Annotated in this window: 15 protein-coding genes; 10 read left to right on the top strand and 5 right to left on the bottom strand. The window is 67.7% G+C overall.

The genetic code is table 11. The features are described 5' to 3' along the window. The first annotated feature begins 106 nt into the window (after positions 1-106). On the top strand, positions 107-1,354 hold the full coding sequence (locus tag N864_RS04420) for an AlbA family DNA-binding domain-containing protein (protein ID WP_034713985.1): 1,248 nt from the start codon (positions 107-109) through the stop codon (positions 1,352-1,354). Here N864_RS04420 and mobF read toward each other — a convergent pair. Together mobF and N864_RS24515 are read right to left on the bottom strand one after the other, a co-directional pair. Beyond that, positions 1,351-4,905, bottom strand: coding sequence for a MobF family relaxase (mobF, locus tag N864_RS04415; RefSeq protein WP_034713983.1), 3,555 nt, complete (start codon positions 4,903-4,905; stop codon positions 1,351-1,353). The genes N864_RS04420 and mobF overlap by 4 nt on opposite strands. After that, positions 4,832-5,359, bottom strand: coding sequence for a hypothetical protein (locus N864_RS24515; RefSeq protein WP_153502770.1), 528 nt, complete (start codon positions 5,357-5,359; stop codon positions 4,832-4,834). Before N864_RS24515 ends, mobF begins: the two co-directional genes overlap by 74 nt. A 98-nt stretch (positions 5,360-5,457) precedes the next feature. Between N864_RS24515 and N864_RS24510 the strand changes: the two genes are divergently transcribed. Next, on the top strand, positions 5,458-5,706 hold the full coding sequence (locus tag N864_RS24510; protein ID WP_155892810.1) for a hypothetical protein: 249 nt from the start codon (positions 5,458-5,460) through the stop codon (positions 5,704-5,706). A 254-nt stretch (positions 5,707-5,960) separates the two neighbouring features. On the opposite strand, the gene N864_RS04405 is transcribed toward N864_RS24510, so the two are convergent. Then, positions 5,961-7,097, bottom strand: coding sequence for a cysteine desulfurase family protein (locus N864_RS04405; protein ID WP_034713942.1), 1,137 nt, complete (start codon positions 7,095-7,097; stop codon positions 5,961-5,963). 70 nt (positions 7,098-7,167) lie between these two features. On the opposite strand from N864_RS04405, the gene N864_RS04400 reads away from it, so the two are divergent. The 8 genes from N864_RS04400 to N864_RS23975 all read left to right on the top strand — a co-directional run bounded on the left by N864_RS04400 (position 7,168) and on the right by N864_RS23975 (position 13,063). Next, a complete protein-coding gene (locus N864_RS04400) occupies positions 7,168-7,911 on the top strand; it encodes an ArsR/SmtB family transcription factor (protein WP_205620859.1) in 744 nt (247 codons plus the stop codon). 150 nt (positions 7,912-8,061) lie between these two features. Then, positions 8,062-8,742, top strand: coding sequence for a DsbA family protein (locus N864_RS04395; RefSeq protein ID WP_051518188.1), 681 nt, complete (start codon positions 8,062-8,064; stop codon positions 8,740-8,742). Then, a complete protein-coding gene (locus tag N864_RS04390; protein ID WP_081793368.1) occupies positions 8,742-9,653 on the top strand; it encodes a cytochrome c biogenesis CcdA family protein in 912 nt (303 codons plus the stop codon). Before N864_RS04395 ends, N864_RS04390 begins: the two co-directional genes overlap by 1 nt. Then, positions 9,650-10,843 (top strand): trans-sulfuration enzyme family protein, encoded by a 1,194-nt coding sequence (locus N864_RS04385; RefSeq protein WP_034713936.1) that lies wholly within the window; start codon positions 9,650-9,652, stop codon positions 10,841-10,843. The genes N864_RS04390 and N864_RS04385 overlap by 4 nt, the downstream gene beginning before the upstream one ends. Beyond that, positions 10,843-11,361, top strand: a complete 519-nt coding sequence (locus N864_RS04380; protein ID WP_081793367.1) for a YbaK/EbsC family protein — start codon at positions 10,843-10,845, stop codon at positions 11,359-11,361. The genes N864_RS04385 and N864_RS04380 overlap by 1 nt, the downstream gene beginning before the upstream one ends. Before the next feature lie 31 nt (positions 11,362-11,392). Continuing rightward, a complete protein-coding gene (locus tag N864_RS04375) occupies positions 11,393-11,833 on the top strand; it encodes an OsmC family protein (protein WP_034713934.1) in 441 nt (146 codons plus the stop codon). Between the two features lie 29 nt (positions 11,834-11,862). Continuing rightward, positions 11,863-12,363: a hypothetical protein gene (locus N864_RS04370; RefSeq protein WP_051518187.1), complete on the top strand. Its 501-nt coding sequence runs from the start codon at positions 11,863-11,865 to the stop codon at positions 12,361-12,363. Positions 12,364-12,772: 409 nt separating this feature from the next. Next, positions 12,773-13,063 carry a sulfurtransferase TusA family protein gene (locus N864_RS23975; protein ID WP_081793366.1) on the top strand — a complete coding sequence of 97 codons (291 nt, stop codon included), beginning with the start codon at positions 12,773-12,775 and terminating at the stop codon, positions 13,061-13,063. Between the two features lie 537 nt (positions 13,064-13,600). Here N864_RS23975 and N864_RS04365 read toward each other — a convergent pair. Together N864_RS04365 and N864_RS04360 are read right to left on the bottom strand one after the other, a co-directional pair. After that, on the bottom strand, positions 13,601-13,855 hold the full coding sequence (locus N864_RS04365; protein WP_228389106.1) for an Lrp/AsnC ligand binding domain-containing protein: 255 nt from the start codon (positions 13,853-13,855) through the stop codon (positions 13,601-13,603). A gap of 89 nt (positions 13,856-13,944) precedes the next feature. Then, a complete protein-coding gene (locus tag N864_RS04360; protein ID WP_276203091.1) occupies positions 13,945-14,415 on the bottom strand; it encodes a class I SAM-dependent methyltransferase in 471 nt (156 codons plus the stop codon). Positions 14,416-14,448: the final 33 nt, after the last annotated feature.

The raw sequence follows: 14,448 nt of genomic DNA, 5'->3' as shown, positions 1-14,448 counted from the left end.
ACGGCCTGTGCGGCCTTGATCTTTCGATGGGGCTACTCGGGCTGTCGCGGTCGCAGCGTCGATGGAAGTCAGGCGTGGGGCCGGCGCGTCTCAGTACGCTAGAGGCATGAACTTCACACCGTTGCACCGCGCGCTCGGGCTGCCGCCGAGCCCTCTGACGGATCAGATCCTGACCGACGCGGTGACAGCGGGTGTGACGGAGCGCGACGACTTGGATTGGAAGTCTGAACTCCCGCCGATCAAGAACCTTGCGCAGACCGATGTGCCCAAGGACATCGCGGCGATGGCGAACAGTGGCGGCGGGATGATCGTCTACGGCGTCGAAGAACGGGAGAAGGCGGCGACGGGGCGGAGCGATACCGGAGAGTTCACCGAAGGGCACGAGCGCGCCTATCGGAGCGTAGCGGTCACCGCGATCACCCCGCCCGTATTCGGGCTCGACATTCACCGGCTCGGCGCCGATTGCCGCGCGGTTGCTGTGGTCATCCCCGCAAGCGTGGACGGACCGCACCTGATCTACAAGAACGATTTCTTTGGCGCTCCCGTCCGGAACGACTCCGATACGGTGTGGATGAAAGAGCGCCAGATCGAGGTCATGTATCGAGCGCGATTCGATGAACGACGCCGCGCGACAGAGGCCGTGGACACGCTGTTCGCGGAAGCTGCGGAGGGCCGCGACGTAGACAAACGAGCGTGGCTGGTCGCGGTGGCTCATCCGCGTATCCCCGGAGCCCTGACGCGACTGACCCGGGACGAGGCACGAGAGGCTTTCAAAGCGGCTCGGACGACCACGCTCTCGTTCTCGAAGAACACCGGCGTCCATCCGCTGGAGAACGTCGAGCACGTGAATCCTCGCCCTGGACTGCGTCGCTGGGTCGCACCGAACACCGCCACAGGTGACCGGTCGATCTGGAGGGAAGCATGGGCCAGCGTGCATCATGACGGGTCGGTCTCTCTGGCCGCAGCCGTCGGCGGCCACCGCATGAGCGCTGATGGATACTTCGAGGGCTGGCAGGTCGAGGGGCGTGGAATCGAATCTGCCGTGGCGGACTTCATGGCCCTCGTGCACGCGAATGCCCAAGCGCTGCATCACGACGAATATGACGTGCGGGTCGGCGTCGAGTGGGCCGGCGAGCAGCCATTGAGCATCCTGACAGTCGACGGTTCCGGCTTCACCTACGACGGGGTCTCCACCCCGCTCCGGGCCTTTACATCGATACGATCGACTGTCAGAGCATCGGCCTCCGCGGCCGATTTCCATCGACAGGTGTACGAGCTGGCTGAGGACTGCGTGAACCAGGGAGGCCTCACCCATCTCCACGTCATCAACCCGCTACCAGAAGTCGAAGACTAGAGCGACGGCCCGTGCCGATCCACGCCGACCGGAGGCCGCCGCGCCTCGTCCCGTCCCGAGGGGCGTGGGGTGAGGCGTCGTAGGGCCGTGGCGGCGTGGGCGTGGTCGATCTTCTGCGATGTGCCCACCGGGCCCGGGCCGAGCGGGGCGTCGTCGGTGATGCCGTACCGGTCGCGGTAGGCGGCCACGGTCCGGGCGTCACGCCGCCACCGGGCCGCGCCGCGCTCATCCGCCGACGGATTGCCGAGCAGGGTCGTCCAGGGCTCGGCCGCCTGGCGGGCGGTGTCGAGGATCGCATCGGCGCGGGCCTCGATCAACTCGCGGCGCTCGGTGAGGGCTTGGCGCATGTCGGGGGCGAGCCGGCCGCGGGCGTGCGGGATGAGCCCGACGATCAACGCCGGCACCTTCCTCGTCCGCCCCGACCCCGCCGGCCCGGTGGTGGCGCGAGCCACGCGATAGTGCATCACTTTCGCGATGTCGTCAGCATCCTCGAACCCGCGGGCGGCGACCAGCCGCGGGAAGAGGGTGTCGAGGTCGTGGTGGTTGGCCTCGGCCCGCCGCAGCTCCGCGATCAGGGCTCCGAAAGCTTCGGAGGCGAGGGTGGCGTTGGCTTGTTCGGTGGTGAGCCCGCTGGCGCGGATGAGGGTGGCCCAGCGGTCGTGCTGGGCGGCTGCGGCGATGGTCTCGTACTCGGCGACGAGCTGCGCGATCGACCCCCACTGCTCCTGCTCGGAGGTGATGGCCTCATGCGCGGATTCCTCCGCCCCGGAGTGCTGCACCACCCCGAACAGCACCGAGCGGCCCGTGGCCTCCTCGTTGTCCGAGGGGTGCGGGGCGGCGTGGTCGTCGGGCCGGTCGAGGATCACGTAGGCACGATTCGCCTCCCGGCCACGGGTCATGCCGACGTAGAAGTTCTCCCGCGTCGTCGTCGGTGCGACCAGCACGTGCGCGGTATCGGTGGTGACGCCCTGGGCGCGGTGGGCGGTGACGGCGTAGCCGAGGTCGACCTGCTCGGCCACGTAGTCGGCCGGGAGCACGATCGCCCCGAACTGGCGGCCGGGTTTGCGGATCGTGATCGACCCGTCCTCTCGCACATCGGTGACCTGCCAGGTGGCCCCGTTGCGCACCCAGTCCCGCCCGGTGCCGGTGCGCAGGCGGCGGTCGTTGCGGCGGGTGATGATCGTGTCTCCGACGCCCGCTCGGGTGCCTTCGGCCAGAGCGACCTCGCGGGACGGGGTGATGCGGCCTTCGAGGATCAGGTCGGCGCGGGCGCGGGCGTTGAGCGCGGTCACATCCTCCCGTGTCTCGGCGATCAGCACCGACGCCCGCCCCGCATCGCGGTCGGCCCGCCACGCGGCATAGGCGGCATCGATCATCGCCTCCGCGTCGCCGTCACTGATGCGGCCCTGGGCGAGGTAGGTGTCGATGACGCGAGTGCGGCCGTGTCGCAGATTGAGGGAGGCGGTCTTCTCCCACTCCTGCACGAAACGATGCACCTCGGCCAGCTCCGGGGTGTCGCCACGGCGGTCGGCCACGAGCATCCCGAACGCGCCGCCGGCATCGACCGATTGGAGCTGGCCGTAGTCGCCGACCAGCAGCACCTTCGCCCCCGCATCACTGGCGAGGGCGGTGATCCGGTCCAGCGACAGGGTGCCGGACAGGGAGGCCTCGTCGATGATGACCAGTTGGCCTGCCTGGAACGTCTCGCCGTACATGAGGTGGTTCTGCCACCACTTCGCCGTGTTTTCCGTCGCGATCCCGAGGTCGTCACCGAGCACTTCGGCGGCGACTGCCGAGGGCGCCATCCCGACCACGCTGCCGGTGCCGTGCTGTTTCTCCCACGCCCGCCGCAACGCCGACATAGCTGTGGTCTTCCCGGCCCCGGCGGGCCCGACCAGCACATCGAGCACCCGCCCGGAGACGGCGACCTTCGTCAGCGCGTCGACCTGGTCCGGGCCGAGCATCCGGCCCTGCTGATCCGGCCTGCCGGTGATCCTCTCGACCACGGCTACGTTTACTGTCGGGCCGGTGGTCGTGGCGGCGAGATTCAGGAGGCGGTCTTCGGCCTCCAACAGGAGCGTTGAGGAGAACACGGTCGAGTGCTTCGGGCGGAACACGCTCGTGCCGTCCGGGCGGCGAAACGCGGCCGGACTGGAGGCGAGCTGTGGCGGGGTGAGGCGTAGCGAAGCCTGTTCGGCGGCGTCGGCGATCATCCCCACGACCGCTTCCCGGTCGGCGACGGTCGCGAACCGCCAGCCCATCGACTGCCGGGAAGCTTCGGCGTGCAGGTTCCAGCGTCGCCACGTCGACCGCTTCTCACCCACCATCGCCACCACCTGCTGCCCGAGTTCGGTGATCGTCTCCAAGGGCACGTCATCGGCCCGCAAAGCGTGGGCCGCCTGGGCTTGGGCGATGCCGCGCGCCCAGGCGGTGGCGTCCTCGCCCAACACTGTGGTGGCGCGTTCGCGCCACTCGGTCGTGAGATCGGCCAGCGAGTGCACCTGCTTGTCCGGCCGCGTCACCAGCGTCGCCTGGGCGCGCAGCCGGAGGATCGTCCGCGCCGACGGCCGGCGCCCGTGCTCGGTCACATAGGCGTCGATCAGCCGGTCGGTCTCGGCGTCGATGTCGTGCGAGCGGGTTGAGAACTCCGCGATCAACTCCTCACCCACCCCGGTGATCTCCCACGCCGGGTTCCGGTCCCGGCCCCGGTCCCGCCTCTCCCAGCCCAGACCGAGCATGGCGGTGAGGCGGTCGGCCAGAACCGCGTTGTAATGCTCCGAGATCGCGACCACCGCGGCGTGCATCGGCCGCCCGTCCAGCGACCGCCACTTGCCGTCCAGCACAGTCTGCACCTTGTTCGAGACGATCACATGGGTGTGGAGTTGCGGGTCGGTGGAGCGGCTGTCGTAGTGATCGAACGCCGTCGCCACCAGCCCGGTGACATCGACCTGCGCGACCGCGCCGTCGACAGCGGTGTACCCGGAGCGGGTCGCGGCGACCTCCCGCTCCATGAACGCCAGCACCTGCGCCACCGCCTCATGATGGGCCTGGGCGATCAGCGCCTGCGTGCCCGCATCCGCCACACCCCACAGCACCGACACTGACTTCGGCACCGAGAACGTGTAATCGAACCCTGCGACCGCCCTCCGGCCCCCACGCTCGGTCTCCTCCGCCTCGATCCGGGCGACCTGCTCGGCACGCTCGCCCATCCCCAACGCCGGGTCGAGGCCGGCGACGCGCTTGTCGATCCGATCCGCGACCGACACGTACTTCGGGAACGCACGGCCCAGCGGCTCGCCGCTGATGGGGTCGCGGCCCATCCCGATCAGCAACTGCAACTGCGCCTCCGACACCACATCCCCAGCCCCGATCCGCCCGTCACCGAGGCCGCGCAGGGCCGACCCCATCCAAAAGCCGGGTGGTGTTCCCTCCTCCGCGTAATACCTCGTCAGCGGGGTCGAGAGGGAACGGTCGCCGTCAGCGGCAGCGATCGTGCGCAGCAGGTACTTGTACCCATCGCCCGCGCTCATCACCCGCATCGAGACCGTCATGCAGACCAGGTGAACCGCCCGACCACTGATGCCGGGGCGCACCCGACCCTCCGCGGGCCGGTTGCAGTGAGCGTCCTCGCTCGGTCTCGGGCCGTCGCCGGGCCGGGCTGGTGGGCTCGAACGCCGAGGTGAACGGGTTCGGGAGCCGCCGGCGTTTCCCGCCCTGACCACGCAGTTGCACGATCTCGCGCTGTTGCGCTTGAAGGCGTACGTTCAGCGACTCCAGGTTCTGGCGCAACTCTGCGAGTTGCGTGCTGAGTGCCGCGTTCGCCTCGCTCAGCCGGTGCATCATGCCGAGCACATACCGTTCCGTCGCAGCAGGTTGCGGCTCCATGCTGACCGCAACCACATCACCAGGGCTGTCGGCATCGTCCAGGCGACGGTACACGACGCGGCAGAACATCGCAGTGCGCGCCACCTCCGGCGGAAGATCATCAGGGTACGCCTCATCCAAGGCATCCTCGATGAGACGGATGTCAGGGGCGTGAGCGGTACCAGGTCGTCGCTCTCGAATGCGGCAGCCAAATCCTCGCAGTCCTTAGCCGCAGCCACATGCGACTCGGTCATCGCCACGACCTGCGGCGTGATCCCCGGCGGGTCCGGCTCGCCGGGCTCCGGGAGGACATGCGCGTCCACGAGATCGTCAGCGACCCGCTGCCGGTAGGCCCCGTAGCGGAGCAAATCACGAGCGATCGCGGCACGCTCGCCCTCGTCCAGCACAAGCACCATCCGCTCCGCCACCACCATCCCCTCTCCGCCCACCCGAGCCGTCGCCGGCACGAGCTCTCGACACCCAGGTGAACCCAGCCGTCATCGAAGAGGACGTTCCCTGCGTCTTGGCGGGGTACCCTCTTCCGTGTAATGCCAGGCCGCGCGGTCGAGAGCGACCGGTCACCATCACCCGCGGCGATCGTGCGCGGTAGGTACTCGTAGCCGTCGCTGGCGCTCATCATGCGCATCGACACCTTCGTGGCTTATCCGGTTGACGAATGGGGTCTCAGTTGCAATCCATGATTTGCGCGAGGCAAGGTGCGGCCGCCTAGAACATCAAGTGGTCATGCCGTCTGGCGTTCGGCGGCTATGGCTCGAATCAAGGTGTCGGCCGCGGTCTCGATGTCTGCTGTGGAGGTGGATCGCCCGAGAGTTAGGCGTAGTGCGCCGAGCGCTACGTTCTCGCTGAGGCCTGCTGCCATCAGCGACGCGGATGGGGTGTGTGTTCCGGCGTGGCAAGCGCTGCCGGTTGATGCGGCCACGGCAGGGGCCGCGTCAAGGATGTCGGCGCCGAGCCGTCCGGGGACGGCGACCATCAGCGTGTTCGGCAGCGCATTCTCGGTTGGCGTGATCCGGACCAGGTGAGGGATACGCGCGCTCAGCCGGCGCCACAGGTGTTCCCGAAGTTCTGACTGCCGGCCCGGTTCGGTGGCCAGCAGTCGCCCGGCAGCCTCGGCGGCGGCACCCAGGCCGACGATTCCGGCGACGTTCTCCGTGCCCGGCCGGATTCCTCGTTCTTGTCCAGCGCCGAGCAGCACCGGCGAGAGGGATGTTCCGCGGCGCACGTAGAGAGCACCGATGCCTTTGGGGGCGTAGAGCTTGTGCCCGGCCACGCTGAGCAGGTCCACATGTAAGTCGTCGACCTGCACGGGAATCTTCCCGACCGCCTGCGCAGCATCGGCGTGCACGAGACCACCGTGTGCATGGACGGTCTCGGCGAAATCTTGCATCGGCTGAATCGTGCCGGTCTCGTTGTGGGCCAGAATCAGTGTGCCCAGTCCGATCGGCCCGGCCGGCCATTGGTCTAGAACGATCCGCGTGACGTGATCCACGGGCAGCTCATGCACGCGCCATCCGTGTTGTCGACGTAGGTGTGCCACTGGAGCGATCGTGGCGGGGTGTTCCATCGCCGAGGTGACCATTACCGGGGTCGCGGCCTGAGCCGCGGCGCCGCGGATGGCGAGGTTGTTCGCCTCGGTGCCACCGGAGGTGAAGACGATCTCATCAGGATGGGCCGCGAGGAGCGCGGCGACCTGCTCGCGCGCATCTTCTACCGCACGCCGCGCCTGCAGTCCCTGGGGCGTAGTGCTGGACGGGTTGCCATACACCTCTGTCAGATATGGCCACATTGCTTCTGCCACCTCGCGGTCCACCGGGGTGGTCCCGTTGTGGTCAAGGTAGATCGGTTTCTGTTCGCTCATCCTGGCCTCTCCAAATGCACCCGGCCCGCCTGCGGTCAACACCGGCAGTGACCGACAGGCCAGTGGGCAAGTGCTGTTCCGCTCAGGCCATGCGATGCGTCGCGCTCACAGCGAAGCCCTCTCCTCCGCAATGCTAGCATTGTGTTCCATGGATGCATGGAATAGCGAGTCTGGTGGCAAGGAGTCCGTTTTCGACTCTTTTGCCGCGGTGGTGAAGGCCCTCGGCAATGGTCGCCGCCTGGAGCTCATGGAGCTGATGGCCCAGGGCGAGCACAGTGTCGAGACCCTCGCCCGGATGGCGGGGATGGGCTTGACGAGCACGTCGGCGCATTTACAGACGCTGAAGCGTGCCGGTCTGGTTCGGGCTCGCCGGGAGCGCACGAGCGTCTTGTACCAGTTAGCCGGTGACGATGTTGCCGAGCTGTACACGGCGGCCAAGCGTGTCGCCTTGACGCGCTACCCGCAGCTGCGTCAGGCGCTGGACGACTACATGGGGTACTCGGAGGCGCAGGCCCCGGGAATCGACCCGTCGGCGGTGACCTCGGCGATGGTGGTCATCGATGTGCGACCTCGCCAGGAGTACGAGGCGGCGCACTTCCCGGCGGCGATCTCGATGCCGCAGGACGAGCTTGAGGAGAGGTATCGCGAGCTGCCAGACGGGGCTGAGGTGGTCGTGTACTGCCGCGGGGAGCTGTGTCGTATGGCCCGTGAGGCCGCCGCTTGGCTGCGGGAGCGCGGGGTGGACGCGAGAGCCATGGATGAGGGTGTCGTGGAGTGGCGTGCGACCAAGGGGGTCACGCTCAGCATCGCGTGAACCCCGCAGCCTGCATCGACCCCCGAAACTACGCGGAATATCGCCCCATGGGCACCCGGGCGCAGTGCGTGCGCCGTCTGTTGAACAAGGAGTATCAGTATCGCTACGTCTACCACACCCCGCCGGGCCTTCCCCTGGAAGATTGCCGCAGTGATCGCCGCAGTCGTGCTCGCGTTGGGCATTGGAACCGTGATCGGATCGAACACGCAGAACACCACCGCCGCCAACGAAGACCCCGCGACAACGGCGTCACCGTCCGCGGAGTCCAACGCTCTGGCTGATCTGGCGCGTCGAGATGACGCCGACCCGTTCGCCATGGGGGCTGTGGATGCGCCTGTGGTGATCATCGAGTACGCCGATTTCACGTGTAAGTACTGCGGTGCGTTCGCCGAGGAGACGCTCCCGACCCTGATCGAGGAGTACATCGACGCCGGGCACGTACGCATGGAGTGGCGGGACACTCCGATCCTCAGCGAGAGCTCCGTGAGTACCGCTATCGCCGGACGCGCCGCAGCACAGCAGGACCTGTTCTGGCAGTTCTACGAAGTGCTCTACGCCCACACCTACACCGGGGACGGTGACTTTAGCCGCGACCGGCTTCTCGCCCTCGCAGGCGAGGTCGACGGCCTCGATCTCGCCGCGTTCGAAACCGGGCTGGACGACCCCGAGCTTGCCGCAGCCGTCGAGCAGGAGGGCAGCCAGTCCCGGGCGCTCGGTGTGACCTCCACGCCGACGTTCGTGGTCGGTGAGCAGGTGATCCAGGGGGCACAACCCATCGAGGTGTTCCGACAGATCATCGATGCCCAACTCGAAGAGGAAACCAGTCAGTGATGGACATCGGCTACCTCGGATCGTTCCTCGGCGGGCTGCTCAGCCTACTGTCGCCGTGCTCGGTGATGCTGCTGCCGGCGTTTTTCGCGTACGCCTTCTCCCATCCGGCGACCCTGGTGGCACGCACCGGGGTGTTCTACCTCGGGCTGATCACCACGCTGGTTCCATTGGGGGTGTTCGCCGGTACCGCGGGCGCGTTTTTGAACCAGAACCGCGGCGTGCTGCTGAGCGTGGTCGCGACAGTTGTGGTCGTGTTCGGCCTCATACAGGTCGCCGGAGTCCCTCTGCCGGGGCTCTCTCGCACCGGCCAGGGCGCGGACACCGGCCGGGCATGGACGGTCTATGTACTGGGCACCGCCTACGGTGTGGCCGGGGTGTGCACCGGCCCAATCCTTGGGTCGGTGCTGATGATCGCCGCTGTGGGAGCGAACCCGGTCTACGGAGGCGTGCTGCTGGCCGTATACGCCGCGGGGATGGCATTGCCTCTGCTGCTGCTCGCTCTGGCCTGGAAACGATGGTCCGGCACGCTCCGCGCCGCGCTGACGCCTCGCACACTGACGATCAGGCGGTGGCGCAATAGCTGGCATGCACTCATCTCCGGCCTGCTCTCCATCATCCTCGGTGCGCTGCTGTTCGTGGTCGCTCGCGACCCCGAAGGCGGCGGGATCTTGCCGATCGCCGTGCAATATGAGCTCGAAACCGGGGTCGCCCGGCTCGGGCAGAGCACCTCCAACCTCGTCATCCTCGCCGTCGCGGTCCTGATCACCGTGATCGGCGCCCTCCTGTGGTGGTGGCGAAGCCACCGCACTCGGACATCCGACCCCGCCGAACCCCGTACGAAACCAACCACCACGGCGCTGACGTCATCAACGGCGTCAACATCACATGAGGAAGGCCACTCCCCGTCATGAGCAACACCCCCACGCCACACGCCCCGGGCCAGTCGACCCGGTCCATCCACGGCACCACCTTGAAGGATGCCCATGGTGCGCCGCACCTGCCCACCTACAACACGACCACGTTCGCGTTCGAGAACACCGCGGCGCTGCTGGACGTAGTCGACGGCCACACTCCCGGGGCTCTGTACACCCGGTACGGGATGAACCCGACAACGTTCGCGCTGGAAGAAACCATGGCCGCCATCGAGGGTGCCCCAGCCGCCTTGGCGTTCTGCTCCGGGATGGCCGCCGAGATGGCGGTGTTCGCCCAGTACGGGCGCGACGGGATCGTGTGTCTGGGCGACGCCTACGGCGGCACCCTTGAGCTGCTGGCCGATCAGCTCCCGCTGCTGGGCATCGAGACCACATTCCTACTGGGCAGCGAGCTCGACCAGCTTGAGTCGCTCCTGGAGGCCGGTGCCCGACTGGTGTTCTTCGAAACCCCCACCAACCCGGGCCTGGAGATCTTCGACATCGCCGCGATCAGTGACCTGGCCCACCGTTACGGTGCGCTCGTCGCGATCGACAACACCTTCGCCTCACCGGTCAACCAGCGCCCCCTCGACCTCGGCGCCGACATTGTGGTCTACTCCGCGACCAAGTATCTGGGCGGGCACTCCGACGTCACTGCCGGGTTCCTCCTTGGAGCAGCGGAGCTCATCACCCCGGTGTGGGCGTGGCGCAAGAACCTCGGCACCACGATCGCCCCGGAACCTGCCGCACTGCTGGCCCGGAGCCTGCGCACTCTCACCATCAGGGTGAACGCACAGAATGCGTCCGCGCAGGCGATCGCTGAGGCGATGGAAGCAGACGCCCGCGTGAACCGCGTTCTCTACCCAGGCCTTCCCTCTTTTCCGGGGCACGAGCTGGCCGTGTCGCAGATGCATGGATTCGGCGGCATCATCACGATCGAGGTCGACGCCGATGGCAAGACCAGCAGCCGCGTCGCGGACCGGTTGAACCTCTTCGCGCTCGCGCCCAGCCTCGGCGGCGCCGAATCCCTCGCAACGCAACCGGTGACCACGACCCATCACGGCCTGAGCCCTGCCGAACGTGAGCGCCGCGGCATCACTGACTCGATGATCCGTCTCTCGGTCGGCCTGGAAGACACCGTCGACCTCATCGCCGACCTGACCCAGGCCCTCGACGAGGTGACCCGCTGATGACCGACACCGCCACCATCGACGAGACCGCCGAACGCGAAGCACTGCTGACCTACCTGGCGGGCATCGGGATCGTCGCCCCCATCGTGCCGTATCCGGCGCACACGAGCATCGACGAGGGCAAGCGGCTGCGTGGGGACCTGCCAGGGGTGTTCACCAAGAACCTCCTCCTCAAAGACAAGAAGGGCAACCTGTTCTTCGTCACCGCACACGAAGACACCGAGATCGACCTGAAGACCCTGCACACCCGCATCGATGCGCGCGGCCGGCTCGGATTCGCCGCCGCGCACGTGATGGCCGAGCTGCTGCACGTCACCCCCGGCACCGCGACCCCGCTGGCGCTGCGACACGACACCGCACCACAGATCGCCCTCGTCGTCGACGAGCGCCTCGAAGGCGCCGCCCAGGTCAACTTCCACCCCATGACCCACACCGAGAGCATCGGGCTGACCTGGAAGGGCTTCCGCACCTTCGCGGACACCACCGGTCACCCGCCGCTGCTCACCACCATGAACTGACCCCCGCAATCAGAACGGAGACGGCCCCCCCATGAACACCCCGCCCACGCCCCTGCACATCGAACGCACCGGACCCAAGACCTACATCGGACGCAACGCCCGCGGCGGAGAAGTCTGCATCGGCGGCACCGACGCCGACGACGCGCTCGCTCCCGGGGAGCTACTCGCCCTCGCGCTGGCCGCCTGCGGTCTCCTCTCCACCGACCACACCCTCGCCGGCCGCCTCGGCGAGGACTTCGCCGCGATCGTCGACGTCACCCCGCGAAAGACCGACGACGGCCAGCGCTACGACCTGATCGCCGCGACCATCCGCACCAACATGAGCGCACTCGACGAGGAAAAGATCACCGTGCTCACCGAGCGAGCCGAACGAGCCATCGACAGACTCTGCACGATCGGACACACCCTCGACCACGGCGCCGAACACCCCGTCACCCTCCGCCACGACCCCGACCTGCCCGAACACCTCTGACCCGCCCTACACGCCCGGGGATGTGACAGATGACCCAGACAACCGACCGCTCCACCCGCCGCAGCACCTTCAGCGAACTGCGCACCTGGCCCCCGCGGCGCTGGTGGTTCGCCGTGCTCACCGCAGCGGCCACCATCATCGTGGTCGCGATCCCCACCGCGCTCATTTCCACCCCCTGGTTCACCCGTGAGATCCCTCCCACGCCCTGGGCGTGGCCGGTCTTGGTCGTCACCAGCTTGCTCGCTGGATTGGTCGCTGCAACCTACGTCGCCCGCAAAGACGGCCAAGCCCGCACTCGCAGCGGCTCCCTCGGCACGATCGGCGCGATCACAGCCTTCTTCGCCGTGGGCTGCCCGGTATGCAACAAGCTAGTGCTCCTCGCGCTCGGCTACACCGGCGCCCTACAGATGTTCGAACCCATCCAGCCCTTCCTCGCCACCGGGTCAATAGCGTTGCTGCTCATCGCGCTCGTGCTCCGCATACGCCGCGAACAAAGCTGCCCACTGCCACAGCCCCCCGCGGCCCAGTGAACTCCTTCCAGACGCCGTTCTAGCTCTGGGCATGTCCGCAGCCGCCTCGGCCGCAGGGGCGCCACCACTCATCTCCGGCACCACCGTCGCTGTGCGGATGTACGAGACTTACCCCAGGCGCCCCACCAACCAGCCCCCTCGCAACCAACCGACTGACATCCAGGCCGTGACATGGGGGAAGAACCAGGCCCGTGACCGACGACCTACCGCAGCCAGTGGAACGGAACCGGCGTCTGTTGTCCCCATCGATGGGAAGTGATCGGAGCACCATGCCGATGGATGAGTTTCGTCGCCGAGCAACCAACCGGACGATCGCACACCGAGACGGACAAGACGGTGCGCGACGACTCGCCGATAGCCTGGCAGAACGGGACACCGCACAGCTCCCCGTCACCACCGAAGACGCAGCATGAGCGCCACCCAAGGACCGCGCATCGACCACCTCGACGGCAGCGATCTCAGCTGCGCCCGCCTGCTAATCCTTCTGCGCAACCAAGCCGCCCAGGTCCCACCAGGCACCGTCATCCACCTGACCACGACCGACCCTGTCGCACCGATCGACCTACCCGCGTGGTGCCGCATGACCGGACACACCTACCTCGGCCCTATCGACGGCCCGGGAACCCCCACCTACGCGGTACGCACCAGCGGCACGCCGATGGCAACTGATCCCGCGCGTCCCTGGCACGTCACACGGTGACCTCGCGAACCAAGAGTCATGATCAGACCGCGCCGAGACTCACCGAGTCATGACGTGGAGGGACAATCACCGGGCTAGGTGTCGCCATGCGGCATAGCGGTGGGATCGTGTTGGATCGCGACGAGTAACGAGCAACGAGCTGAATATGCTCGCGCATGATGACCACGCTGGTACGCCGCCGAGGGAGCGCCCGGGTGGCCGAGCCGACGACCGCCCGCGCCCGCCTACTCCTGTCGGCGCTCGATACTGAGATCTGGGAGCGTGTCGTGGAGATCCATCATGCGGCTCGGGACGTGGTGCGCACGCAGATCGGCGCAGACGTTGGCTGGACGGTCGCGAACAGAGCCCCGAAGTCGAGCCTCGGTGGCTCGGCAAGGTCGCGCGCCGCGATGGACCAGAGGCACGACGATCGCCGCAGGCCTGACCGCCGGCGTCCCAGAAGACCTGGGCGTACCGCGCCCGCCATCGATTGGGACGAAGGCCACCGTGCGCGTTATTACGAAGGCCAACCAACAAGACTCTGTCAAAGACAGGTCACTAGCTGCCCCGGCGCGGGGTCGCCGCCTTGTGCGGCGGGACGGGCAGTGGACGCCGGGGAAGGGTCTCCTTCATCACGACGGTCGAGTTGGGGACCCGGAGCCCCGGCAGCTTGGACAGGACGGAGTCGTACAGGAGCTTGTAGGCGGCGAGGTCGCGGCTCACTACCCGAAGGAGGTAGTCGGGCTCACCGAAGAGGCGCTGGCCCTCGACGATCTGCGGCACCTCAGCCACCGCGGTGTCAAACTCCGTAATGGCCTCCGCGCTCCCGATGAACGAACCAGTCGCGCTGAGGACTGCTGAGTGCGGCGGTCAGATGCGAGAGGATGTCGCGGCGGACTGGGTCAACGAGGCGGTTTCGTAGTTGAGGCGACCCGGGCGCGAAGGACGCAGAACAAGCCCTGGTCGGCGCCGGAAGATACTCGGGGCGGCTGACCGGCTTCGGCGATGACCTGTTGGGCGCCGTCGGCGGCGAGGTCGGCATCGGCGAGCAGGGCGCGCAGTTCTGTGGTGGTGCGGAGCCGGGCGTGGGCGAAGTAGGGGTCCTCGTGCTGCGTGGCGGCCAAGTGTGCTCCGGCAGCACTGGCCAGGTTGAGATAGGCGATCAATACCGACCCGCCCGGCCGGGTGACCCGGCTGGCTTCGGCCAGGGCGCGAGGGGGGTCGGTGACGAAGCACAGGGAGGTGATGAACGCGGTGAGTGCGAACCGGTCGTCGGGGAAGGGCAGTGCCTCGGCGACAGCGTCCGTGACGTGGATGCCGCGTTGGCGGGCGAGGGCGGCCATGCGGGGTGCGGGCTCTACGCCGGAGCCGATACCTAGCCTCGATCTTGCATGGGGCCCGGGGAG

The sequence above is a fragment of the Intrasporangium chromatireducens Q5-1 genome (assembly GCF_000576575.1).
GTDB lineage: Bacteria > Actinomycetota > Actinomycetes > Actinomycetales > Dermatophilaceae > Intrasporangium_A > Intrasporangium_A chromatireducens.
Note: the sequence above shows the minus strand (reverse complement) of the source record. Positions and strands in the feature narration are given on the sequence as shown.